Source organism: Actinoplanes sp. NPDC051470 (assembly GCF_040682035.1).
Taxonomy (GTDB): Bacteria; Actinomycetota; Actinomycetes; order Mycobacteriales; family Micromonosporaceae; genus Actinoplanes.
In genome coordinates, this window is record NZ_JBFBAA010000005.1 from 318,962 (window position 1) to 342,351 (window position 23,390).

General features: G+C 63.3%; 21 protein-coding genes. 9 read left to right on the top strand and 12 right to left on the bottom strand.

What is annotated here, in order from left to right; genetic code table 11:
• Nucleotides 1-5 precede the first annotated feature (5 nt).
• The 9 genes from dndB to AB0M54_RS12630 all read left to right on the top strand — a co-directional run bounded on the left by dndB (nucleotide 6) and on the right by AB0M54_RS12630 (nucleotide 10,841).
• Nucleotides 6-1,166 (top strand): DNA sulfur modification protein DndB, encoded by a 1,161-nt coding sequence (gene dndB / locus AB0M54_RS12590; RefSeq protein ID WP_364470718.1) that lies wholly within the window; start codon nucleotides 6-8, stop codon nucleotides 1,164-1,166.
• On the top strand, nucleotides 1,163-2,710 hold the full coding sequence (dndC, locus tag AB0M54_RS12595) for a DNA phosphorothioation system sulfurtransferase DndC (RefSeq protein ID WP_364470720.1): 1,548 nt from the start codon (nucleotides 1,163-1,165) through the stop codon (nucleotides 2,708-2,710). The genes dndB and dndC overlap by 4 nt, the downstream gene beginning before the upstream one ends.
• Before the next feature lie 7 nt (nucleotides 2,711-2,717).
• Nucleotides 2,718-4,733 (top strand): DNA sulfur modification protein DndD, encoded by a 2,016-nt coding sequence (gene dndD / locus AB0M54_RS12600; protein ID WP_364470722.1) that lies wholly within the window; start codon nucleotides 2,718-2,720, stop codon nucleotides 4,731-4,733.
• Nucleotides 4,730-5,146 carry a DNA sulfur modification protein DndE gene (dndE, locus tag AB0M54_RS12605; RefSeq protein WP_364470724.1) on the top strand — a complete coding sequence of 139 codons (417 nt, stop codon included), beginning with the start codon at nucleotides 4,730-4,732 and terminating at the stop codon, nucleotides 5,144-5,146. The genes dndD and dndE overlap by 4 nt, the downstream gene beginning before the upstream one ends.
• Nucleotides 5,147-5,374: 228 nt before the next feature.
• Nucleotides 5,375-5,752, top strand: a complete 378-nt coding sequence (locus AB0M54_RS12610) for a hypothetical protein (protein WP_364470726.1) — start codon at nucleotides 5,375-5,377, stop codon at nucleotides 5,750-5,752.
• Between the two features lie 198 nt (nucleotides 5,753-5,950).
• Entirely contained in the window at nucleotides 5,951-7,969 is a 2,019-nt protein-coding gene (locus AB0M54_RS12615) for a DEAD/DEAH box helicase family protein (protein ID WP_364470728.1), read from the top strand.
• A complete protein-coding gene (locus AB0M54_RS12620) occupies nucleotides 7,966-8,151 on the top strand; it encodes a hypothetical protein (RefSeq protein ID WP_364470730.1) in 186 nt (61 codons plus the stop codon). Before AB0M54_RS12615 ends, AB0M54_RS12620 begins: the two co-directional genes overlap by 4 nt.
• Entirely contained in the window at nucleotides 8,148-10,277 is a 2,130-nt protein-coding gene (locus tag AB0M54_RS12625) for an AAA family ATPase (RefSeq protein WP_364470732.1), read from the top strand. The genes AB0M54_RS12620 and AB0M54_RS12625 overlap by 4 nt, the downstream gene beginning before the upstream one ends.
• 120 nt (nucleotides 10,278-10,397) lie before the next feature.
• A complete protein-coding gene (locus tag AB0M54_RS12630; protein ID WP_364470734.1) occupies nucleotides 10,398-10,841 on the top strand; it encodes a hypothetical protein in 444 nt (147 codons plus the stop codon).
• Between the two features lie 33 nt (nucleotides 10,842-10,874).
• On the opposite strand, the gene AB0M54_RS12635 is transcribed toward AB0M54_RS12630, so the two are convergent.
• The 12 genes from AB0M54_RS12635 to AB0M54_RS12690 all read right to left on the bottom strand — a co-directional run bounded on the left by AB0M54_RS12635 (nucleotide 10,875) and on the right by AB0M54_RS12690 (nucleotide 23,390).
• Nucleotides 10,875-11,531, bottom strand: coding sequence for a Sua5/YciO/YrdC/YwlC family protein (locus tag AB0M54_RS12635; RefSeq protein ID WP_364470736.1), 657 nt, complete (start codon nucleotides 11,529-11,531; stop codon nucleotides 10,875-10,877).
• Nucleotides 11,532-11,539: 8 nt separating this feature from the next.
• Nucleotides 11,540-12,619: a hypothetical protein gene (locus AB0M54_RS12640; RefSeq protein ID WP_364470738.1), complete on the bottom strand. Its 1,080-nt coding sequence runs from the start codon at nucleotides 12,617-12,619 to the stop codon at nucleotides 11,540-11,542.
• A gap of 162 nt (nucleotides 12,620-12,781) precedes the next feature.
• Nucleotides 12,782-13,537, bottom strand: coding sequence for a phytanoyl-CoA dioxygenase family protein (locus tag AB0M54_RS12645; RefSeq protein ID WP_364470740.1), 756 nt, complete (start codon nucleotides 13,535-13,537; stop codon nucleotides 12,782-12,784).
• A 22-nt stretch (nucleotides 13,538-13,559) separates the two neighbouring features.
• Nucleotides 13,560-14,345, bottom strand: coding sequence for a creatininase family protein (locus tag AB0M54_RS12650; RefSeq protein ID WP_364470742.1), 786 nt, complete (start codon nucleotides 14,343-14,345; stop codon nucleotides 13,560-13,562).
• On the bottom strand, nucleotides 14,342-15,136 hold the full coding sequence (locus tag AB0M54_RS12655) for a methyltransferase domain-containing protein (protein ID WP_364470744.1): 795 nt from the start codon (nucleotides 15,134-15,136) through the stop codon (nucleotides 14,342-14,344). Before AB0M54_RS12655 ends, AB0M54_RS12650 begins: the two co-directional genes overlap by 4 nt.
• Nucleotides 15,133-16,269 (bottom strand): HAD family hydrolase, encoded by a 1,137-nt coding sequence (locus AB0M54_RS12660; RefSeq protein WP_364470746.1) that lies wholly within the window; start codon nucleotides 16,267-16,269, stop codon nucleotides 15,133-15,135. The genes AB0M54_RS12655 and AB0M54_RS12660 overlap by 4 nt, the downstream gene beginning before the upstream one ends.
• Nucleotides 16,269-17,318, bottom strand: coding sequence for an enolase C-terminal domain-like protein (locus AB0M54_RS12665; RefSeq protein WP_364470748.1), 1,050 nt, complete (start codon nucleotides 17,316-17,318; stop codon nucleotides 16,269-16,271). The genes AB0M54_RS12660 and AB0M54_RS12665 overlap by 1 nt, the downstream gene beginning before the upstream one ends.
• Nucleotides 17,315-19,363: a hypothetical protein gene (locus AB0M54_RS12670; protein ID WP_364470750.1), complete on the bottom strand. Its 2,049-nt coding sequence runs from the start codon at nucleotides 19,361-19,363 to the stop codon at nucleotides 17,315-17,317. The genes AB0M54_RS12665 and AB0M54_RS12670 overlap by 4 nt, the downstream gene beginning before the upstream one ends.
• Complete coding sequence (locus AB0M54_RS12675) at nucleotides 19,360-20,484, bottom strand: hypothetical protein (protein ID WP_364470752.1); 1,125 nt, start codon at nucleotides 20,482-20,484, stop codon at nucleotides 19,360-19,362. Before AB0M54_RS12675 ends, AB0M54_RS12670 begins: the two co-directional genes overlap by 4 nt.
• 163 nt (nucleotides 20,485-20,647) lie before the next feature.
• Nucleotides 20,648-21,496 (bottom strand): SAM-dependent methyltransferase, encoded by an 849-nt coding sequence (locus AB0M54_RS12680; RefSeq protein ID WP_364470754.1) that lies wholly within the window; start codon nucleotides 21,494-21,496, stop codon nucleotides 20,648-20,650.
• Between the two features lie 89 nt (nucleotides 21,497-21,585).
• On the bottom strand, nucleotides 21,586-22,338 hold the full coding sequence (locus AB0M54_RS12685; RefSeq protein ID WP_364470756.1) for a GPP34 family phosphoprotein: 753 nt from the start codon (nucleotides 22,336-22,338) through the stop codon (nucleotides 21,586-21,588).
• Between the two features lie 32 nt (nucleotides 22,339-22,370).
• Complete coding sequence (locus AB0M54_RS12690) at nucleotides 22,371-23,390, bottom strand: acetamidase/formamidase family protein (protein ID WP_364470758.1); 1,020 nt, start codon at nucleotides 23,388-23,390, stop codon at nucleotides 22,371-22,373.

Genomic DNA, 23,390 nt, shown 5'->3' on the forward strand with positions numbered 1-23,390 from the left:
AAGGCGTGCGCGATCAAGCGGAAGGCGGAGCCGGTGGGGACGACGTGCCGGGTGTGAGCGCGGCGCCGCCGCTATCAGGCGTCTACGAGTATGCGTTTCCCGCCATCCGTGGAGTTCAGGCCGGACGGGTCTACTTCGTGTCGATGTGTCCGCTCAAGCTGCTGGCCAAGATGTTCGTGTGGGACGACGACGACCTCCCGGTGCAGCTGCGGGCCCAACGAACCTTGAACAAGGGGCGCATTCCGGAGATTTCTCGTTATATCGAGGAGAACATCACCTCGTATACGTTCTCGGCGATTACAGCTTCGGTGGACGCATCTGTTCGGTTTGTGCCAGCGCAAGCCGCAGAGGCAAACTCCGGTCTAGGCACCCTGCGCATCCCTATGGACGGCAGGTTCGTCATCAACGACGGCCAGCACCGCCGAGCGGCGATCGAGCAAGCGTTGCGCACGAACCCCGAGCTAGGTGACGAGACCATAGCGGTGGTGTTCTTCCTGGATAAGGGTCTGGAACGCTGCCAGCAGATGTTCGCGGACCTCAACCGGCACGCGGTGCGCCCGTCACCGTCCATTGGGGTGCTCTACGACCACCGGGACCCGCTGGCCGCGGTGACGAGGGAGGTCGCGGAGCAATCACCGATCCTGCGCGGTGTCGTTGAACATGCATCTACCTCACTGGCCAAGGCGTCGCGGAGGATGTTCACCCTGTCCGCCGTGCACGGGGCACACAAGGCGCTCTTCGCCGGTGTGACGAAGTTGGATCAGCCGCAGATGACCGATGCTGCGATGGGGATGTGGGACGCGCTCAACGACCAATTCCCGGAGTGGGCGATGATCCGCGCCAAAAAGATCCACGCACCGGAGGTACGCCGCGAATTCATCCACACGCATGGCATCGTCCTGACCGCGCTTGGCCGGATCTGCAACACGCTGCTGGTCGACGAGGTCCCCTTGGCGCTGTGGCCGCAGCGGCTTGAGGCCCTGTCGCAGCTGGATTGGTCGCGCACCAACACCGCGCTGTGGGAGGGACGTGCGCTGGTCGGCGGCACCGTCACCAAGGCAAGCTCGAACATCATGCTTACTACCGCCGCGCTGCGTTCTCACCTCGGTATGACGCTCTCGGCTGAGGAACAAAAGGCCGAAGACAACCGGAAGGCACAAGCATGAGCAAGGTTATGGTCCCCGTACCTCAGCGCCGACCGTTCGGCGACCTCGGCCTCGCCAAATCCGTGCAGGCGACCGTCGATGAGATAGCCGAGCTATACCAGGCCGACAGCATCCCTTGGGTCGTCGGGTACTCGGGTGGTAAGGACTCGACCGCAACCCTGCAACTGGTCTGGACGGCGTTGCAGAAGCTGCCGCCGTCAGCCCTGACCAAACCAGTTCATGTGATCAGCACGGACACCCTCGTCGAGAACCCGGTCGTCTCGGCATGGGTCAACCGGAGCCTCGACGTGATGGGGGCGAAGGCGCTCGAACTCGGGCTGCCGCTTACGCCACACAAGCTCACGCCTGAACTAGCGGACACCTTCTGGGTGAATCTTATCGGCAAGGGCTATCCGGCACCTAGACCACGATTCCGGTGGTGCACGGAACGGTTGAAGATCAAGCCGTCTAACTCCTTCATCCGCTCGATGGTTCGGGCGCACGGTGAAGCGATTCTCATCCTCGGTATGCGCAAGCAGGAGTCGTCAACTAGGGCTCGGGTGATGACTGCGCACGAGGCCCATCGGGTCCGAGAGCGCCTCGCACCCAACGGAAACCTGCCGAATTCCCTCGTCTACACCCCGATCGAGGCCTGGAGTTCTGACGAGGTATGGATGTACCTCATGCAGGTAGACAACCCTTGGGGATATTCGAACCGGGACCTGTTGACCATGTACCAAGGGGCCTCGGCGGACAACGAATGTCCCCTAGTCGTAGACACATCGACACCCAGCTGCGGTGACAGTCGTTTCGGATGCTGGACCTGCACCCTTGTGGACAAGGACAAGTCGATGACCGCCATGGTCCTCAATGATGCGGACAAGGCATGGATGGAGCCGTTGCTCACGCTTCGCAATGACTTGGACGAGCCGGACGACCGGAAGCTGCGCGACTTCCGACGTATGAACGGCTCGGTACAGCTGTTCAACAACGAGCCTAGACCGATCCACGGTCCATACACTCAGTCTTCACGCCAGCGCTGGCTGCGCCGTCTGCTGGAGGCCCAGGAGGAGGTACGCCGCAGCGGACCACCCGAGGTAGCACAGATCGAGCTGATCACCCTCGCCGAGCTCGAGGAGATTCGCCGGATCTGGATCGTCGAAAAGCACGAGTTCGAGGACAACCTGCCGCGCATCTACGCGGACGCGACGGGGAGGCCATATCCTGGCAAGCTCCTCGACGAGGCCCTCCCCCTCGGCGCCGTCGAAGTGGAACTACTCGCCGAGATCTGTGGCGACGACCGGCTTCACTTCGAGACGGTCCGCGAACTTCTGGATGTCGAGCGCCGGCACCGTAATCAAGTCCGCCGCGCCGGCCTGTTCCCCGCTCTAGAGAGTGCCCTGGTCAAAGGGTTCTACCGCGATCAGGACGATGCCGTCGACTACGCCCGCAGGCAGAAGGCGACCCGCGCAGCTTTCGACGCTGACGATCTTGCGAGTGGGAACCTGCAGCCGATTCTCGCCCCCGGCACCGACGACAATCCAGCATTCGACGACTTCCGCTAGGCGATAGATGATCTTCCAAGAACTCGTCCTTACCAACGTCGGCCCGTTTGCGGGCCGACAGGCGATGCGCCTCGCGCCGAAGGAACCCGACCATCCGATCGTCTTGTTCGGCGGCCTCAACGGCGCAGGCAAGACCACAGTGCTGGAAGCCTTGCTCCTCGTGCTCTACGGGACGCTCACGCCCGGTACAAGCCGGCGAGCGACAAGCTACGAGAAGTACCTGACCCAGCTCATCCATAACGCGACGGACCCAGCAGACGGGGCGTCGGTTGAGCTGCTTTTCCGCGCGGTCCACGACGGCGCGTGGCAGGAATTCCGGCTCATCCGCCATTGGGCCGTCGTCGGCGGCAAGCTCCGCGAGCGCGTCGAGGTCAACCGCGACGGTTACCCGGATCAAGCCCTCTCTGAGGGCTGGGCCGATCACGTCGAGACACTGGTGCCCCGCGGTGTAGCGAACCTCTTCTTTTTTGACGGTGAGCAGATCGAGGCATTCGCCGAGTCCGACGTCTCGCAGGAACTCGTCCGGGCAGCGGTCAGCGGGCTCCTTGGCCTCGACCTAGTCAACCGGCTCCAGGACGACCTGACGGTTCTCGAACGTCGCCATCGGCAAGAAGCCACCCAAGGCGACGAGCGGCGAACGATCACCGCCAAGCAACAGGACCTGCAAAAGCTTCGCCACCACGAACTCACCCTCGTGCACGAGCTGGAAACCGCCGAGCATCAGCTTCAGCTCGCTATGGATGACGCGGCTCAGGCACGTGCCCGCCTCCAGCGAGAGGGCATGCAGCAGTACCAAGACCGCGAGAAGATCGTCGACCGGCTCCACTCGGCGAAGACAGCGGCGAAGGCAGCCCGCCAGGCGATGATCGATGCAGTCGGCGGTTACGGTCCGCTCCTCCTGATCCCCGATTTGCTCGTGACGACAGTCACCCACGCCGCCGCCGAGCGTGAACAGGCCGATAACGAGACGCTGAACCGGATGCTGTCCGAGCGTGATCACCAATTACTCGAGCACCTGCATTCCGAGCGAGCCAGCGCCAAAGTTCGGGCAGCCGTTGCCGATTTCCTCTCAATGGACCGGACGAACCGGGAAACCAACGCCGACATTGAGAAGTTCCTCGGCCCGGACGACACGACACTGGCCGCAGCCACCGAACTGGTCGGCGGCGGCCTCGCTGCCGCCCACCGTGACCTTAAGCACCATGTCACCGCCCTCGACAAAGCGCGTGCCGAACTCGACGTGGCCGAGCGAGCCGCCGCCGCCATTCCACATGAGGATATCGGCGAGGCACTCGTAGGCGAGTACGAAAAGGCCAACCATGCTGTGGCAAGCATCGGCGCTCGCGTAGAACTTCTGAACAAGCAGATCGCCGGCGCCCGGTCAGCACACCAGAGTTCCCTGCGTGAGTTCCAGGAGCACCTGAAATCGGCATCCGAGCAGCAACTCAAGACGGAGCGACTTCGCCGCATCGTGGATCACGCCGCCAAAGCCCGTGCAACGCTCGCTGTTCTGCGAGCCAAGGCGACAGAGCGGCATGTCAAGCGCATCCAATCGATGGTGCTGGAGTCTCTTCAGCTGCTCTTGCGCAAGGAGGACCTCGTGCAGGAGGTGATCATTGACCCGGACACCTGCGAGATGGAACTGATCGCCCACAATGGACTACCGGTCCTGCCTCGGACGCTGTCCGCAGGAGAACGGCAGCTCCTGGCCGTCGCACTGCTTGCCGGCCTTGCCCGCGCTTCAGGTCGAATGCTGCCGGTCGTCATCGACACCCCACTCGGACGCCTCGACAGCAACCACCGTGACCGCTTCGTCCAGAGCTACCTGCCCAACGCGAGTCACCAGGTGGTCGTTCTATCAACGGATACCGAAATCACCCCTGACATACTTGATTCACTTGACGGCGTCGTCAGTCACACCATTCGCCTTGAACACGATCTCGAACGCCGCGCAACGCGCGCCGTGGAGGGCTACTTCTCCCGCCCCCTCCTACCCGACCAGCGTGAGGAGATAGCTCGATGACACCGGCGACTCAGAAAGTCACCGCCGGCAGAATGATCGTGGGGCCGCCAGAAACCGTCCGCATCGGCTCCGACGTTCGCGAGCAGCTCATCACCATGAAGCGACGAACAGGCGTTATGAACTGGAACGTCCTTTGTCGGTGGGCGCTGTGCCGATCACTAGCCGAACCCACAGCCCCCATGACGACGGCGCTGAGCAGTGACACCGCGGTCGAGATGACCTGGAAGACGTTCTCCGGAAGCGCTGGCGATCTCTACTGGTGGCTCGTCAAGCAACGAACCAAACAGCTACAACTCCCACTCGACGAACAGACGCTCAGCGTCCAGCTGCGCGCGCATATCGCGCGTGGTACGCAGTACCTGGTCGGTGATGCGAGCATGCGCGACACCCCGGACCTCATCGCGCTCATCTGACAGGGTGGAGACCACGGGCGGCCCCAGGCCCTGACCGCCGGCCTGTGACGACCACTCGTCGGAGCGAATGTTCTCGATGTAACGGTCCTTAGGACCGACCCCGAAGATCTAGGAGCCGAGCAGGGAGTAGGTGTGGTGTACAAGCAGGCCATCTCCGACGTCGCAGGTGCAGACCTCGGAGTCGCACGCCGACACGCGGCGGTCACTTGGGCCCAGACTCTCGCGTCCGTGGACGAACCGGTCACCCTCGCCACACTCCTCGGCGAGCCCGAATACGAGGAAACCGACATCAGCCCGTGGTGTCGTACCCGCCGGGCTCAACGCATTCTGGCCAAGAACGGCCTGGCACTACTCAGCCAACTGATGGCCACGAAAGTCAAGGATCTTCGAAGAATTCCGGACTGCGGCGCCGTGAGCCTTACAGATATTCTGGAGGCAACGTTGCTTGCTGTAGTCGACGGCGCCGATTCCGGGACACAAGGCATTCTCCCTCTACCTGGTCTTAGCGGCGGCGAAACTTTTCTCACGGCCTCAGCGCCGGCACAAAAGACTTCGCCCGACGGGCCGGTATCAGATCCCCTGCTCGACATACTCGAGAGTAGGTAAAGAGTGGACATACTGCCGTCGTGGGATCCCAACTGGAAGCGTCGGTACAACTCTCCGCCCGACGATCTAATCAGTGACTTCTACATACCAGCCTTCGCTCGGTCGACCTCTTATGACCGAGCCGTCGGATTCTTCTCAGCTAGACTCCTCGCCTCCATAGCACCCGCCATCGACAGGTTCGTGCTTAACGGCGGCCGCATGCGCCTTATCACCTCGCCCGCCCATCTCAGTGAGGAGGAACTCGATGCGATGGGGAAAGGGGAAGAACTTCGGAAGCGACTACAGGAGGATTTTGCTGCCGCTGTCGCGAAGCCTATTCCTAACCCCGTCCTCGCCGACCGCCTCAAGCTACTCACGTGGATGGTCGCCAACGGCAAACTCGACGTACGTGTCGCCCTGCGCAAGCATTCGCGGGGGTATGGCCTTTTCCACGAAAAGATCGGTGTCTTCGTCGATAGCGAAGGCGACTGGATGACGTTCACAGGAAGTCCCAACGAGACGCTCGGCGGCGCCCGACTGCACTCAGAGTCCTTCCCGCTGCACCGTAGCTGGGCCAATGACGAGCAGCGCGCTTATGCACAGGAAGAACGCGAGCGGTTCGACCAGGTCTGGGATGACCAGGTGGACGGTATCACGCTGTGGCGCGTGAACGAATGGATCGAAGATCCGATGAGATCCACATTTGGGATTCGCGAGCCGTCGGCTGCCCAGGCGAGAATGCATGAGTCGGGCGATATTGAGCGACTGTATATGTCGCTACCAGACGATGCCACGTTCGTTCCGTCCCTTCCCGAAGATCTCACCCTCCGCCAGTATCAGAGGAACGCGGTCAACGACTGGCTCAAGGCTGGTGGCAAGGGAACCTTCGCAATGGCGACGGGAACGGGCAAGACGCTCACGGCACTCGCTGCTGCAACTCAGGCGTCCATCTTTATTGCAAAATCAGAGCGGCCACTTCTGATCCTGGTTATCGTCCCGTCGATCGACTTGATTGGGCAGTGGATGTCTGATGCGGAGCGTTTCAACTTCCGCCCCGCCGTGTGTCATGGCAATTTGAGGAGGGGGCAGGAGGAACATCTCAAGTCTGTCTTCTCGGCAGCACGCTCGAGTCACGGACGACGCACCGAAATGGTTATCACGACCGCAGACAGCTTAACGCCTCGGAGCGGGGGGAACGAGTCTGGCTCGGATCATTTTCTGCAGCGCCAGATTGCCCGCCACCGAGGCCATCTTCTGGTTATCGGCGATGAAATGCACTCTCTGGGAACATCCGGCCGGCTAGCCGCGCTACCGACCCAGGCCACGATGAGACTGGGGTTGTCGGCAACGCCGAAGCGACACGGAGATGAACTCGGCACCGAGGCGCTACTGGATTACTTTGGAAAGCCGGTGCTTTCCATCAGCATCAAGCAAGCAATCTACCAATACCACGCTCTCGTACCCTACGACTACCACCCGCTGCCGATCGAGCTCACGGACGAGGAGGCCGCGCAGTACCGGATAATCTCGCAGAAGATTGCCAGGGCGTTCGCCGCCGAAGACGGCCAGGCTGCCGAGACACACATCCGGGCACGCACTCGACTGACTCAACACGCTGCGAACAAGCGGCTCCGCCTCCGCGCGCTCATGAACGAAGGTCTCAAGAAAGAGACTCACCAGATCATCTACGTGGCAGAGGGCAAGGATCCCGAGTCTGATTACCCCCAGCTCGACGAGACCGAGCGCATGTTGCGGTCCGAGTTCGGCATGCGCATCGAACGCTACTACGGCGAGACCGACCAGCGGCGCAGGGAGCTGCTCCAGGCACAGCTGGCCTCCGGTGAGATCCAAGCGCTTCTCGCGATGAAGTGCCTCGATGAGGGGGTGGACATCCCTTCGGCGAAGATCGGCGTGATCACCGCGTCCACCCAGAACCCTCGGCAGTTCGTCCAACGCCGCGGGCGCTTGCTGCGTCGGGATCCAGCCAATCCAAAGTCCCATGCGGTGATCTACGACTTCCTCGTCATGCCGCCACGCCCGGATGGTCCACCGTCCGACTCCGAGAAACGCCTGATCGCGGTCGAGTTGTCACGCGCAGCCGAGTTGGCCGATGCGGCGCGCAACAGCGAGGCTCTATCCTCGGTGATTGCCTGGGCCTACGAGTACGGCCTACGCCCCGCCGAGTACACGTGGATGGACCTCACCGCCGAGGGTGACATGGAGGAGTGGGCCAAGTGAGTGCCTTCGAGCACTACATGAAGGAGCTGGGAGCGGGGCTGAGTCCTGCCGCGCGCGAGGTCACCAAGTTCGTGATCGAAGCGGAGCATAGACGCAGGTTTTCCGACGACCGCAGCGATCTCCATGAGGAATTCGCCCTCCGCGCACTGCAGTCAGTGCGACAGGCAGGGGACGAACAGTGAAGTTGACATCGCTGAGAATGAAGAATTGGCGACCCTTCCACGGCTCGCATCGGATCGACTTCTCCACCGATCCAGACCAGCCTGTAACTCTGATTCTCGGCCCCAACGGCGCCGGGAAAACCGGTCTACTGAACGCCTTCACCTGGGCGCTGTATGGCGATTTCACAGAGGGCTTCGAAATGCCGGAAAGCCTCGTAAACTTCGAGGCGCTCAAGAACGACCCAGACTCCGAGGCTCGCGTCGAACTGGACCTTGAACACGCGGGCGACAACTACTGCGTGACACGAACCACCGACGCTCGGCGGCAGCAGGAAGGCGACTACCCCGTAACCGTCACCAAGAACGGTGAACTGACGGTCATGGATGAAATCTTCCGAATTTTGCCAAAGCCGCTGAAAGACCTGTTTTTCTTTCCTGCCGAGACGTTCAACAACGCCACCGTACTCCAAGGCGACAGGCCCGGAGAGGGTGCTTCACTGAATATCGGCTCAGCTATCAGAGCGTTGCTCGCTGGGGACATTTATGATCACGCGGCCGAAGACCTCCGAGGCGCTATCGCCAGCGATGCTCTTCGTCCCACGCAGAAATACACCGACGAAACAGTCGAGAACGCCCGGCGTGTTTGGGAGCAAGCACAGATCGAGCTCAACAGCGTCGAGGACCGGCGGGACAAACTGCCCGGGCTGCTTGCGCAGGCTCGCGATCAGGCGAGCAAGGCCAAAAAGGAAGCGGAGAAGTACAACCCCGACGAGATTAAGAAGTGGGAGCGTCGATACACTAAGCTGAAGACCGCAGTCACCGATGCCGAGTTTTTGGTCCAACGCGCCCACGGACTTTACCTCGCTCTGGCCCGACATGCTTACCTTCATTTCAGTCAGCGCGCGAGTGAGTCTGCCCTTCAGCGGCTGGACATAGCCGAGAAGGCTGGGCTCATGCCTCCTCGAATTCATGACTCAGTGCTTCAGCAATCTCTTGCCGACGATCGTTGCGCACTCTGCCGGACCCCGTTCACGAGCGTGACCCGCACCCGGGTCGAAGAACTCTTCTCACACGTTACCGAGCACGCGATTGCTGTGTTAGGGCTAGAAACAAGGACCGAACTGAAGAGCCACCTTAGCCATGTCGACCGGCAAGTCGCCGAACTGCGCACGCAGATCACGACACTGGCCGCTGATCTCGGAGTTGCCGGACCGACGCAGGATGCTGACATGAGGATGCTTCAATCCGTGTTGCGGATGTGCATCGAGGCGGCTGACCGGACACAGACCAAATCCAGACGCGAGCTCAAGGAGTTCACGGAGGAGCAGGATTCGCCGGCCACAACGCACGGCAACAGTCCTGTAGACATTGCGATGTTTAAGCAACAGGCTGTCGACCGTCTTGAGCGGGAGTTCCGCGAGATTGACTCCATCATCGAAAAGGCTACTGCCCTCGAACGCGACAAGATGGCTGACTACACCAAAAAGGCTGCCAAGTGGGACACCTACAAGCGCAAGACGGCGGCAATCGAAACTTTACAAGACGCTAAGAGGTTCTTCGATGAAGCGCGCAAGGGCCTAAGCAGGTTCGGTCGCGAGGACTTCGAGAAAGCAATTAACGCCACCTACGCGGACCTAGTCGCGAAACAATATGAAATCCGAGTCGGTGAAGACTTTAGCATATCAGTCAGCGCGCAAGGCCGCGAAGAAGCCATGCCACTGTCCCAGTCAGAGAAAGTTCTCCTCCTGATCGCCTTCCTCGGCGCCATCGCGCGACTTGCGCCAAAATATGCTGAGATCGCACGCCGGAACGAGCAGTTTCTACGCGCAGGGGATGTGGATACCTCGAGGAAGATCGGCTTCCCCGTGGTCCTCGATTCGCCGACAAGCCCGCTGGACGACGAATATGAGGCTGATGTAGTCAAAGCACTGCCCCAGCTCCTCCCGCAAATTTTAATAATTGTGTCGGCCAAGTCCGTGGAAGCGTGGGAAGAAATATCACCCACCATTGGCAGCGTCAATATTATGGAGCTCACGTCTCATAAGGCCAGCAATCGGCCCGTTCGATGGAAAGGCAGAGACTACACTTATAGCACGCAGGACGACGGCGTAGAACCCGCGCGTACTCGAATGACCAAGATTGGCTGAGGAGCGGCTGTGGCGAGTGTCTTTGTTTACCCTGTGCATCAGCCCCTCCTAGATTCACTAATCGCTACTGGAAAAGCGAAGTCGGTTGCAGCCGGCACAAAAACGGGCCCTTTCCGGGAGATGCGTGACGCCTACATCTTCGTGGCGTCACTTGCGCTCGCGATGAACCAACCCGCACGAGCTGACGAAATGCCGGATTCAAAGAAGGATGCTCTCGAGATCCAAGATCGTGTGTTCCTTCGGGCGGAGGGCGCGCGAGAACTCGCTGCCGCAGTCGTATTGACCAGTGCAGACGGCGGTGATGTTGAGAGGGAAACGCTCCGATCGGAGCTGAACTTGCTTTCTGAACAGATGAGCGCGGATCGCCTCACCCTGCTGGATCGTTACGCCTTCGCTGGGTTTGAATGGCTGCGTGAGCACCAAAACGACGAGAGCGGCGTACGGGATCTGGTCTTGTCGGCCATCGACAGTGTCGATTGCGTCCAGAGGCAGGTCGACGACGACTCCGCCGTCCAGGATCCGCTGTGGTCCATGTTGACCGGGCTCGAGTCTGAGTCGCTGTAGCCTCCCTTCTGGGAGCGTCAATGTGGATATCCGCTACCCGCTCGACGCGAAGCTAACTGTCTGATCCGCTTCGGCCCAGCCGATAACGGCGAAGACAGCGCGCCGGTGCACCACTCCTTCGCGAGTTATTTCGGTGCCGGCGGCGGAACAGCGGACGATTGTGAGGTGGTTGGCGATGGGGCAGACGCCACCGTCAACCACGATGGGGATGTCCGCCTCTGCGCTGGTGACGAAGTCAAGCACCTCCTGGAGAGTGATCGATGGCCCAGGGCGTTCTGTGGAGAGGTTCGCGGAGGTTGCTGCGATTGGGACAGCGGCGAGGGTTGCCAGCTCACCAAGGATGCCCGGAGCAATGGTGACGAGCGCCTCTGGTGTGCCTACCGCTTGGTGGCGCTCTCCTTCCGCAGCGTCGCGCCAAGGCAGGAGTAGGGCGAGGTCGCCTGGCCAGAATGCTGCGGCAAGAAGTTCTGCCTCCTTGGCCACGGAGAAGCGCTGACGCACAGCTTCCGGGGATGGCGCGACGAACAGGAGAGACTTGTCCGGCGGCCTCTTCTTGGTGCTGAAGATGCGGGCGCAGGCGCCGGGGTTCGAGGCATCGCAGCAGAGCATGTACCAGCGTTTGGTCGGGACGACCACGAGTTCGCCAGCTTCGATGGCGCGTGCCGCGAGATCAAGGTCACTTGACGTCACTATTCGCATTAATGGTCTCCAGCCGGGGCAAATTGCGTGATTGACACGAAGCTTTTACTTGCAAGGCATAGCCGGGCGAGCCTCAGCCAAGCCGCTGGATCGGACGTGCGCACTGCCGACGTGGACAGCTTTTCCTGAATGCTGCGATGCCTGTCATCCAAAAGGCGAATCACGGGTGTTTGAATGCGGCGCAGGGCGGTAGCGAGTTGGTCAAGCCGGACCATGAGGGGATGCCCGGCTGGCGGCCGACGCTCTCGAACCACCAGGTCGACGGCGGCGAGCGGGATAGTGTCATCGCAGATGTGATCCAGTACCGCGAAGCCCGCGCAGACTCGCGGGTTGATTTCGTGGACGGAATATGGATTGGCCGAGACGACACCATCGGTGCCGAATGCGCCGGCATAGTCGATTCGCTGCTGCAACCGGCGTGCCGCTGCCCGGACAGCCGAGCGGGAGGCAGCCTCCTGGTCGCCGAGTTGTACGGGGCGGATGACCCCGGGCGCGTAGAGACGCCAGCTACGACGATCCCAGTAGACAAGAGCCTCGAAAGGGCCGAAGTCGACTACGTGATCCGACGTGAGGAATCCGTAGTAGGTACATGGAAGGCCGGTGTTCAGGGGTGCCAGTATGAGATCGGCGCAATCCTCGGTGATACGGTCGAGCATCTGGCTGATCCTGCTGCGCGAGGCATCTGCTGGTAGGAGATATGTGTGACTGGCGCCGATCGCGAGGAGCCCGCGCGGTACGCCTTGGATAACGGCGGGGCCATGGGCGACCTGCTCGGTGATCGCGTGACGAACGTCGGTGTGGTTCTCGATTCTGAGTAGTTGACGGTCTGAAGTTTCTACTCCAAGTAGTCGATATTGGACGTCTTTTCGCTCGGCGGCGAAGTGGGACTCAAGTCGGTAGCCGAGCACCCGCCGTCCGCAGAAGCTGCGGACGGCGGTGTAGGAACCGGCATACACCAGTCCGCGGCCGTCACGGTCGAGATCGTCAACCCTCCGGACGAGGGCTGCCGGCGGATCTGCCAGTAGCTGTTCCCCGGCGGCCAGACGGGACGCGAGTGGCCCCGCAGCTTCGGGAAGCACGAACGGTGCACGGCGTCAGCGCCAGCGTCGGTGAAGAAGTCCTCCATCCCCTGGCTGGTGGCCGCGTTGCCGGTGAGAAGTACGACGTGACCGGAGACCAGAGGCCGCGCCATCTCCAGCGCTGCATTCCGCACAGCCCGACTCGCCAGGCCCATGGGGTGATCAGGCCGTGACGGTGCGGATGGCTGGGTATTCCAGCCAGAGGTCTCGGAGGGCCTCCAATCGTTGGCGTGCGTGCTGGGCGTGGCTGATCCGGAAGTAGGCCATGATGCGGGGCGTCGGTGAGGTGTTGCGGCCGACGGCGTGGGGCACGAGGTGGTGCATGAGCAGTACGTCCCCGGGCGAGCCGAGCAGCGGGGTGCCCTGTTCGGTGTCGATGCGTGGGGGCACTTGGTCGGTCATACCGATCGACCATTCGGTCCGGAACCATTCCGCCATGTCCACATGGCCACCTGGTACGTATCGCAGCGCGCCGCCATCGGAATCGGCGATCTCAGAGAGCACGACGCCGACCAGCAACGTGAAGGTCCGCAGTTCGCTGGGGTCGAGATGCGGGCAGGCTACGCCGTCGACGTGCATTGCCTTCTCTGGCTGGGTGATGCCGGTGTCTGACTCGGGGACGCGGATCTGGATCTGTGCTGTGACGACTGGCTCGATCTCGGGTACGAGCGAGGTCACCAGATCCGCGACGCCGGATTCGTGGAACAGGGCGAGGACGTCGTGGTCATTGCCGAGGTCGGGGGCGAATGTGCGCTGGGTGTAGGAGCTGATGAGGGCGGGATCCATCTTGGTGCGGTACCAGCCGTCAATACTCGATCGGACGCGGTCGACGAGGTGGCCGGGGACGAAGGCACGGCGAACGACGGCGCCGTCTTGGACGAAGGCGGCCGTCTCCTGCGGGGTCAGTGCGGTCTGCATGTGTCCTCCCGGGGGGCGCGGATCACGGATCAGGCTTGTTCAGGCGAGCCAGGATGTCGGGGCACCGGTCGAGGGCGCTGGCGATTATCTGTTCGCCGAGTTCGGCGGTCGCTCTCCTCGCGTTGCCGCCGATGATGCCGAGCTGGGACATGGAGGGGTTGTCGGAGTTCCATGGCCACGTGGTGCCTCGATCGAGGACGAGCCGGCGGGTGCCCTCGGCATGGTCAGGGTCCGGCTCGTAGCTGTCCGGCAGACGTTCCAGGTGGACGTCGTCGGAGGCGAGCGCCAGCATCACCGATGTCTCGCGGAGGCCGGCGTGGACTTCGGGTAGTTCGCTGTCTGCGCGTACGGTGGCCAGCGAACTGGGGTGGATCACGCAGACGTTGACGTCGTGCCGTCGGTGCAGGTCGTAGATGACGGCTTCGAGGATGCCGCGGTTGCCGCCGTGCCCGTTGACGATGAGCAGGTTGCGGGCGGGCGTGGATCGGACGTATTCGCCGCAGGTGGCTTCGATGAGTTCCGTGAGCACTCTGACGGGGAGGGTGATGGTGCCCGGTGCCCAGTCGTGCTCGGGCGACAGGCCGTACGGGATGGTGGGCAGCATCCACAGGTCGTGGCTGTCGCCGTACTGGTGGACGAGTCTGGTGGTGAATTGCTCGGCGATCACCGTGTCGGTGTGCAGGGGCAGGTGGGGTCCGTGCTGTTCGTACGAGCCGATCGGCAGGCAGAGAACCGATGCGGAGGTCAGCGCGTTGGTGATCTTGTCAGTGGTGAGCCGGCCGAATTGCCGGTCGAGGACGTGGCTCACGCCTGGCTCCGACGGCCGATGCGGATGAGGAACTCGTTCTCCTCATCGAAGGTGTCGGCGCTGCTGAATTCGGTCAGCGTGCGGGTGACGGTTGCCTCGAAGTCGGCGAGCCGATCCCCGAACAGGTGGGGAGCGGCGAACGAGGTGGAGTAGAGGTAGCCGAGGATGCTCTCGGTGGACCAGACCCGGTGGACAGGTACGCGGAATTCGTCGACCTGGTTGAAAGCAGACTCTTGCATGATTTCGCTGTAGGGGCGGTTGTGGTGGTTGAAGACGCCCGCGCCGGCGCGGCGTTGTTCGCCCAGGAAGTCCTGGATGACGGAGCGGACCGCGGTTTTCCAAGGGCTGGAGGCCACCCAGAAGCTGTTGTCGCCGAAGATCGCCACCGCACCGTCTTCGGCCACCTGGGAGGACAGCCGCTGCAGCACCGCGGCTTGGTCGAGCCAGTGGAACGCGCGGCAGATGGTGACCAGGTCGGCGTGCCAGTAGTCCTGCGGCGGCGTGAATTCCTCCGCGGAGAAGCGCTGCAGAACCATTCGCGTTCCTTCCGGAACCATGGGGCGCATGGCCGTCTCGGCGGACGCCAGCATGTCGGCGTCGTTGTCGATCGCGATGATGTCGTCGAACTGGGTGAGCAGCGCCTCGACGACTAGCCCGGTCCCGGTGCCGATGTCCAGCAGACGCCGGGGGTGCCGGTCGGGCACGGCGGCGGCGAGGATGTCGGCGACCTCCTGCGGGATTCCGGGGCGGTACTTGCGATAGTGCTCGACGGTTCCAGCAAAGGCGCTCATCGGTATCTCCCTGCACAGATTTTCCTGACGTATCCGGTGGCAGCGGCAAGATCGGTTGCCACCAGAACATTGGATTTGACGGCCTCGCTCGCTTCGGGCACGGGGCGCCCACCGGAGATCCAGATGGCGCGTGCCCCGACTCGAGTAGCCCCGAGGATGTCGCACTCCCAATCATCCCCAATATGCACTATCTGCGTAGGATCGATACGTCGCTGGGCGGCAACAGCCTCGAATACGCGGGGGTCGGGCTTGGCGTACCCGATCCTGCACGACGGGAAATGGTCGTCCACCCACGGCGCCAGGAGCCGCCTCAACTGCGGCAGGTCCGCCTCCACACACGTGACGTTCGACAGCGTCACCACCGGCAGCAGGACGCTGATCTGTTCGAGTGCGGCAGCCGCGAACGTGAACAGGCGTAGTGGCGTGGCGGTCGCATGGCGTGGAAACGCCGTGACCGGGATCCGTAGTGTCCGGCACACCTCTTCGACTACCTGATCGGTGATGGCGGGTGCCGTGTGCAGTCGTTCGCGCAGCAGCCGTACGGCGTCGCGGCGTGCCAGCGGCGTCGCGGCGACCAGGGCGGCCGTGATTCCGGGGCGATCCGTGGTGCCGATCGTGCCGCCGACGTCCACCGTGACGAGCGCTGGTGCGGCGGCCGAATGATCGCCGTCGTTGCTTTCAGGTTCTTCGGCGGCAGGGCTGTCCACTGAGGCGACGGCGTCCGCGATGACGGCAATGCGGGCTTGGCGGATTGTTTCGGTGGTGGCTTCTTCCAGGAACGTCAGCGCGTAGCGCAACTCTGCCTCGTCGAGTAAGTCGAGCGTGCGGTGCCGGCGGGAGACCTCCAAGGCGAGGTCTTCAGGAATCGGGCGGCGCCGCGACCCGTGCGACAGGTGCAGAACCCCGGAGTACGTGTCCGTGGCGCCGGCCAGGGCTGTTGCTTCCACAGGGCGCAAGACGGTCACGTCGTCGAGGGTGATGATTCGTACGGGGATTCGCTGCTGACCGATGTCCAGAACACCGGTAAGAAAGGTGTCGTATCCGACGAGCCGTTCGGTGAGCACGACCTGCGGGGTCCCGTCGCCGTCGCTGATGGATCCCTTGATCGGCAGGCTGTGGGCGGTTGCGGGCATCAGCGTCTCCGTGGGGTCGGGCCAAGCCCAGGTGCGCTCGGCACTACTACCTGCCCGCCCTCGCATTCGAGCGGGTCGGCGAACAGGAGCTGTCGGTGGGGTTCCCATTGCAGCTGGTACTCGACAGCGGCAATCGCCTCGGGGAACGCCGCCGCGAGGTGCACAGCCGGAAGTAGCGACCGACCGTGCGGATACACCGGCACGCTGGCCACTGCTGCCTCGGCCACCAGCCCAGCCGCGACGGTGAGACCGCCGCAGCCGACGACATCGATCGTGAGCGCGCCGAGGTTGGGCAACAACAGCTCTTTCGGGTCGTCGCCGAGACGAAGTCGCTCGCCGAGAGCGAGGGCCAGGTACGGGCATGCCGTCGCGATATCGCTGTATCCGGTGCCGTCGTAAGACGCGAGAGGTTCTTCCAGCCAGATCATCTTCGTGTGGTCGACTTGTTCGCTGAATCCGAGCGCGAGTGTCGGGTCCCAGGTCCAGAGAGCGTCGAAAGCGGCAGGTGATCCCGTTGCCTCGGCGACTTGGTGGACGACGCCGGCCATGCGCTTGGCGTCGTCCGCGACGGGAAGGCCACGGCTACGGCGCAGGCTCCACTTGGTGAACTGCCAGTCCTGGCCGGCCACCCGCCGGATCGTCTCTGCGTCAGCGAGTTGTACGTCCAAGGTGAGCCAGGACGCGTACGCCGGGACGTGGCTTCGTGCCGTGGTGGAGAGCAGGGTTGCGACGGGTCTTTGCTCGATCCGTGCACGTACGTCCCATACCGCGCAGTCGAGGGCGCCGATGGCCCAGGACGTGACGGCATCGCCTGGCTTCGCGGAAGCTCCGTGGAGCGCGGACAGCAGGCCCGAGTGGTCGGTGACGTCCGTGCCGATAGCCGAGGCCGCCAGGCTGCCGTCGAGCGCGGTGGCGGCGGCTACGCTGACCGGTCCGTACCAGCCGACCTGACCGGCAGCATGAACAGCGACGAGGTGGCCGTCGTCTCCGGGCCCCACCAGATCTGTGCAGTCGATGATCTCGACCTTGTCGATGTTCAAGTCGTTCATGTCCGCACCGCCTGGAGGCGGTCTGCCGCAGCGCACACACCGGCGACGTCCATCCCCATCGTCTCGGCCAACTCTCGCTGGCTCATCGGCCGCTCAGGCTCGTGCCATCCGATGACCTCGACCGGTCGCCGGAGCCGATTCTCGATCAGCCCCCAAACGGCGGCCGGGTGGCCGAGCGTGACGATCAGTAGCGGCGTTCCGGAGTCGAAGTAGCGATCGATCTCCTCGGTCGACAGGCCCGCCGGCCATCTGCTGGGTTGCCCGAGGACCGTCAGGTCATGCACGGCCACGACGCGAACGCGTGTCCCGTTACGGCGGCGAATCTCCGGAACAGCCTCGCTGACCACGGCGGCGGGTAGATCGCCGACTATCACCAGGGTCAGATCGGGTTTGTCGAGGTCGCTCAGGTGAGGCCAGACGGCGAGGCCGCGTTCGAGTTCTTCGTCGATCGTCTCCATCGGTCGATTCGTAGTGGTGTGTTTACCCGCGAGGATGACATTCAGCTTTCCGGTCGAGCAGAGTGCGTCGTCGACGGCCGCGGCCAGCCTGCCGGGGTCGGCGGGCGTCAGCACCCGCACCGCCGGGTCACCGGTTGCGAGCAGTGCGGTGATCAAGGAGGGGTCGCCGTGGGTGTAGACGTTGTTCCAGCCGTACGAGGTCAACAGCAGGTTCAGGCTCGGTCGGCTGGGCGATGATCCGTTGATGAGGCGGCGCTGTTTGAGTAGTTGGACGAGCCCGGTCGTCAGCAGGGGCGCGAACGCTTCATAGGAGATGAGCAGACCGCGTCGGCCCGTGGCGGTCCAGCCGGCCAGCCAGCCCAGGAGAACCTCTTCGGCGAGGATTTCGCTGACCCATGGTTCGTCAACGACTTCACTGAGCCGGTTGGATCCCATCTCGTCGGGACTGAATACGCGGAAATCACCGGTGGCAGCATGCCGCCGCAGGACCGTGGTCACCGCCTCGGAGAAGCTGCGGCCGTCCTGAAGGCTTACCGGCCTGGCTCTCGATACACGGGGGCGAACGACGCGAGGTTGGGTGTCACGCCGGATCAGGTTGAGGGCGTCGGCCAACATTTCCCTTGGCGTGCCGTCCGTGTTGAACAGTTCAGCGGGCCGGTACGAGAACAGCCAAGCGGTAAGCGCAGCGAACTGCTCGGGCCGGTGTCGCGGGTCGGTGATAGGCGTCTTGTGGGCATTCGGCGAGTTCAGGACGGGACGTCCGGATACTTCTGACGGCCCGCTCCATCCCTTGACGCATCGCAGGAAGATCACCGTGCGTGTGCCCGCGACGGTGGCTGCCGCGGCGGCCTGGAGTACGCGATGAAACTCTTGGTGCTCGTCGTAGCCGGCCGCGTCGACTCTCACCACGGCAGGTTTCCAGCCGAGCCCGCCCGCATATGCGCACAGACCGGCATCGTCCATGCGGCCGAGTTGCGACCTCCCGCCCATCCGATAGCCGTTGACGTGCACTACGGGCAGGACGGGGCATGGTCCGGGCAATGCCTGCGCAGCCAGCCAGGAGGCTGCGGTTGTCGGCGTCTCGCATTCGCCGTCGCCCAGAATCGGCATCACCACCCGGTCCGGAATGTCGAGCGTCATGCCTTGCGCGAACGCGAGTGCGCCTCCAAGCTGTCCGCCGAGATAGGACCCGGCCGGCAACAGCGGCGACACCTCGGCGCCGAGTCCGCCGACGTCGGGGAAGGAGCGCACCAACCGGCTGAGGCCATCGGCGTCAGGTGAGAACTGGGGCCGGATGGCGGCCAGTTCTCCCGTCAGCCAGGCCATCGCGATCTGGACGACACCCGCGTGGCCTGCGCCGAGAATGGGCATGATCTCGACGGAACCGCCGAGTGAGCCGATGGCGGCATGGCTCAGCGCGAAGGCGGTCCCGGGGACCGTTCCCCAGTGGCCAGCAGGACGGGTTTTGACCTGATCAGGTGCCAAGGGCTCCAGCAACAACGGGTTGGAGTTCAGATGAAGCTGAGCCACGCTCACGTAGGTGACGGCGCGCCACAAGGCGTCCGCGAACCGGGCGGCATCCCTCATCTCGCGCTACTAGCGGCGACATAGGTGATCAGCGGCTCGTCGCCGAACGTGAAGTACCACAGGGGCCGATAGCACTCCCAAGCTACGGGGCGCAGGCCGGTCGGTCCGACACTCGTTTCGATGGCCCGGCGAGCCTCCAGGTAGAAGGCGAGGTCATCGGCGGCCGGTGCCCGCAGACCCGCCATCATCGAGTTGTGGGCCTGGTAGACCTGGAAGTTCGGGAACTCGGTGATGTGCGGCGCAAGTGCGTCGATGCCTTCTGTCATTGTCGGCAGCGAATCCAGTCCGACGATGTAGGTGTAGGAAGTATCAAGGCCGGCGCGACGAGCCAGCGCCAACAGACCCGGCATCTGCTCCACGAGCAGGGTGGCTTTGCTCGCCTTCAGCATCAGGTCGCGTCGGGTGAAGCACTCGGCGGTCAGCCGCAGAACGAACGGCGCAACATCTGCGGCGATCTGCTCGAATGCCTCGCCACTGCGGATGACCGAGGTGAGGAATCCGATCCGGGCCGAAATCCGATGACGAGAGCAAGCTGCCCGCAGCGCGACCAGGTGCTCGACAGCTGCCTGCTCCCGCTCGAAGCAGCCGGTGGATACCGTCACCTCCGCCAGTTCGGCGAGGCTTCGTCGGGGATGCTGCTCAACGAGCGCCGTGAACAGTTCGTCCAGGGCTCTGTCCTCGGCCAGGCGCGGATCAGCTGCGGCTTCGAGCGTGTTGGGGCAGAAAGCGCAGCCTGTGCAACGACTGCGGGCGTTCGGGTTGAGCGTGGCCGCACGCCCACCGTCGCGGAAATAGCCTCCCACCGCCTCGTCGGCATCGATGCGCTCGACGTGCCCGATCAGCCGGCCCTGGATGACCAGGTCTTCGCCGGCCAGCTCGAACGGTGACTCCTGAGCGTTGAGCGGCACGATGACCTGCCAGGCGACGCTGGGCTCGCTGACGAGGCGCACCGCGACCCTCGCCCGGTGCCGATCCTGATCTGATGAGATTCCGTACAGGTTGATGGCGATCAGTAGCACGTCCTCAAGGGGCACCCGGTGCTTCATGGCGAGCCGTTCGATGTTTCGGATGTCAGCTACCGGGTTGCCGAGCGGTCGGAAGTTGCGTGTTACGGGCACCATCGCTGCTCCTCATCTAGTCGCGAACCGGCCGATTTCTTCGTAGATCCGAGCGGGCATCTTCTCTGGCGCCGGGAGGACGATCCCTAGTCCAGGCGACGCGATACTTGCAGGACAATTAATTTCGCTTTTCGCAGCACCATTCCCCCTTGAATTGACTGCGTGGTCAAATAATCCGAGCTATCGCTCCGTACATTGCGGTATCCGCCACCGAAGCGGCGGCTTGTGGTGATCTATCGGGGCGCCATCGCACGATCGGAACTACGCCGGGATCTATTAGGTCCAGTCCGTCTATGAAGCGCGCAACGTCAACTCGTGTACGTGGCCGGAAAGTGCCTTGGTCGCCGCCGGTGCCGGTGAGCGCGATCAGTTGCTCGATGACGTCTTCGGGAAGTGGGTCCAAGGTGGCGTGTGACAACGCGATGTAGCTGCCGCTGGGCAGAGCATCGACGAGCCGAGCTACGAGGTCGTGTGGGTTCTCGCTGTCGTCGAGGAAGTGCAGGACGGCGATGAGTAGCAGCCCTACCGGTTTGGTCAGGTCGATGGTTGCTCGAACGGCGGGGTCGGCGAGGATCGTGTCGGGTGTGCGCAGATCCGCTTGTATGCAGGTGGTGGTGCCCTGCGGTGAACTGGTCATCAAGCCCCGGGCGTGGCTTACTACCATGGGGTCGTTGTCCACGTAGACAACCCGAGACGCTGGAATTATCTTCTGGGTTACTTCGTGAACGTTGGGCGACGTTGGAAGACCAGCGCCGATGTCAAGAAACTGTTTTACTCCGGCTTCGGTGGACAGAAAGGCGACGGCTCGGCGTAGAAATCTGCGGTTCTCCTGCGCCGCTGTGCGGATCTGCGGAAATGCCTTGGCGATCCGATCGGCGGATTCGCGGTCGGCGGCGAAGTTGTCTTTCCCACCGAGCCAGTAGTCGTACCTTCTGGCAGGATGAGGTCGCGAGGTGTCTATCGCCGTCTGCGGCGTGCCGCCGTTGGCCAGAGCGCCGGACTCTCGCATCGTCATCTGGTTCTTCCTACGATCTCGTTGGTGCCGTTCCGGTGGAGATATCCAGCGGTTCTGAGCTACGGGTGTTACGAGCTGTGGTGTGGACGTCAGTGCATGGCGGCCACGGCCAGGTCACCGCGGCCTGCGTCGACGGCGCGTACTACGGCGCTGATGGCCTGGTTGTCGCTGTTGTCGGCAACGTGCTCGAGCCACGGGTTCAGATCGCGGACGGGCATGGCGTCGTACAGGAAGTCGGCCAGTTCCAGTGCTGCGACCAGGCCGCACAGGGCGGCGCATTCATCGCCGGGCGGGGTGGGCCGGTAGCGGGCGGTCTCGGCGTAATGGGCGACAGCGTCACGGATGTGAGCGCGCGCCCGTACGGCGAAGCCGTAGTGCACGGGTAGATGGGTTTCGGTCTTGACCAGTCCGGCCAGTCGGCGCCGCGTGGTTCGTTGAAGCAGTCCCACGGTGACCAGCGCGGCCCGGACCCGCTCGTACAGGTCAGCGGCGGCGAAGGAGCGGAGGACAGCGCGTAGCTGATCGGCGTCCCGATGGGTGCGGGTGACCTGCTCGACGGTAGTCAGCGCGGCATCCCACAGGGTGTTGGCGGTGGGGCCGGACTGGCAGAGCGTCAACCGGCCGGGCTGGCGTTGCCATTGACGGCGGAAGTCGTCGTAGTGATAGCCGACCGCGACGTACTCCTTGAACGCAAGTTCCAGCAGCAGGGCGCCGGCCAGACCGAATTCGAGGGACTGCTGGTTGATCAGCAGGTTGCTAGTGTCATCGTCGTGGGCGAGTAGATACAGCTCAGCGTGCAGAGGCAGGACGCCGCGTGGGTCGAGTCGAAAGGTGGTAGGCACGGGGTTGGCCTTGTCAGCAGTCGCGAACATGGTCATGGCGCGCCGGTCCCGGTGGCATCGGGGTGCGGCGTGGCGCGTAGCCGCTCGTGGGTACCGCCGTAGAGATCAGCGCCTCGGAGAAGGTGTTTGGGCAGGCTGGCGAGCATGGTGTAGTTCGGATCGACGACGTTGCCGACCGGTGCGGTGCCGGCCTGCGCGACGAGCTGGTAGGCGTCGAGGGCGTCGAGGCCGGTCAGTTGGGCGGTCCATCCGACCAGATCGTGTTGGCTGATCCGGAACGCGTCTTCCAGCGGGCGGGCGCAGCCGACGGACATGATCGCGTTGTCGGACTCGATCCGCGGCCACAGTGTCGGCACGTCTTTGATCACTTCGATGGCGATAGTGGTCGTCATGGCGACCTCGATCGCGACCCCGCTGGACTCTCCTTGTCCTTGGCGGGCGTGTCCGTCGCCGAGGCCGAGCATCGCTCCGTGCATGTTGACGCCGAGGTAAAGGGTCGTGCCGGCGCGTAGCTCCGGGGTGTCCATGTTCCCGCCGTGAGCGTCGCAGGTAATGGTGCTGCGGGCTTCGAAGGCGCCCGGGGCGACACCGACAGTGCCGTGCATCGCGTCCAGCGGCAGGTCCGCTGTGAAGTCTGAGTTGCGGGCGCGGTAGCGCACCAGTCCGGCCTCGGCGTCAATGTCGTAGAGCCAGACCCGCTCCTCCAACGGCGGTTGCAGGGTGGCCGTGTGGGCAGTGGACGTGAGCGCCCCGAAGTGCGGGAACGTGCTTGAGATCCCGGTCTTGCGGGCAGGCACGATCGACAGGAAATGGACGGCGAGGGTGTCCCCGGGTTCGGCGTCCTCGATGAAGAACGGTCCCGTGACCGGGTTCAGGTACGGAAACGTGCAGACCTGGCTCGGAAGGTCGTCGACGGTGGTGACGGCGCCGCCGAAGCAGTCCTCGGTGAACAGCGTCAGCACGTGGCCGGAGCGTAGGCTGGCCACAGGCGGGACTCCGCCGAACGTGTAAGCCAGGTCTTTTGCCGTCGGGGTGTACGTGTGTTCTCCCAT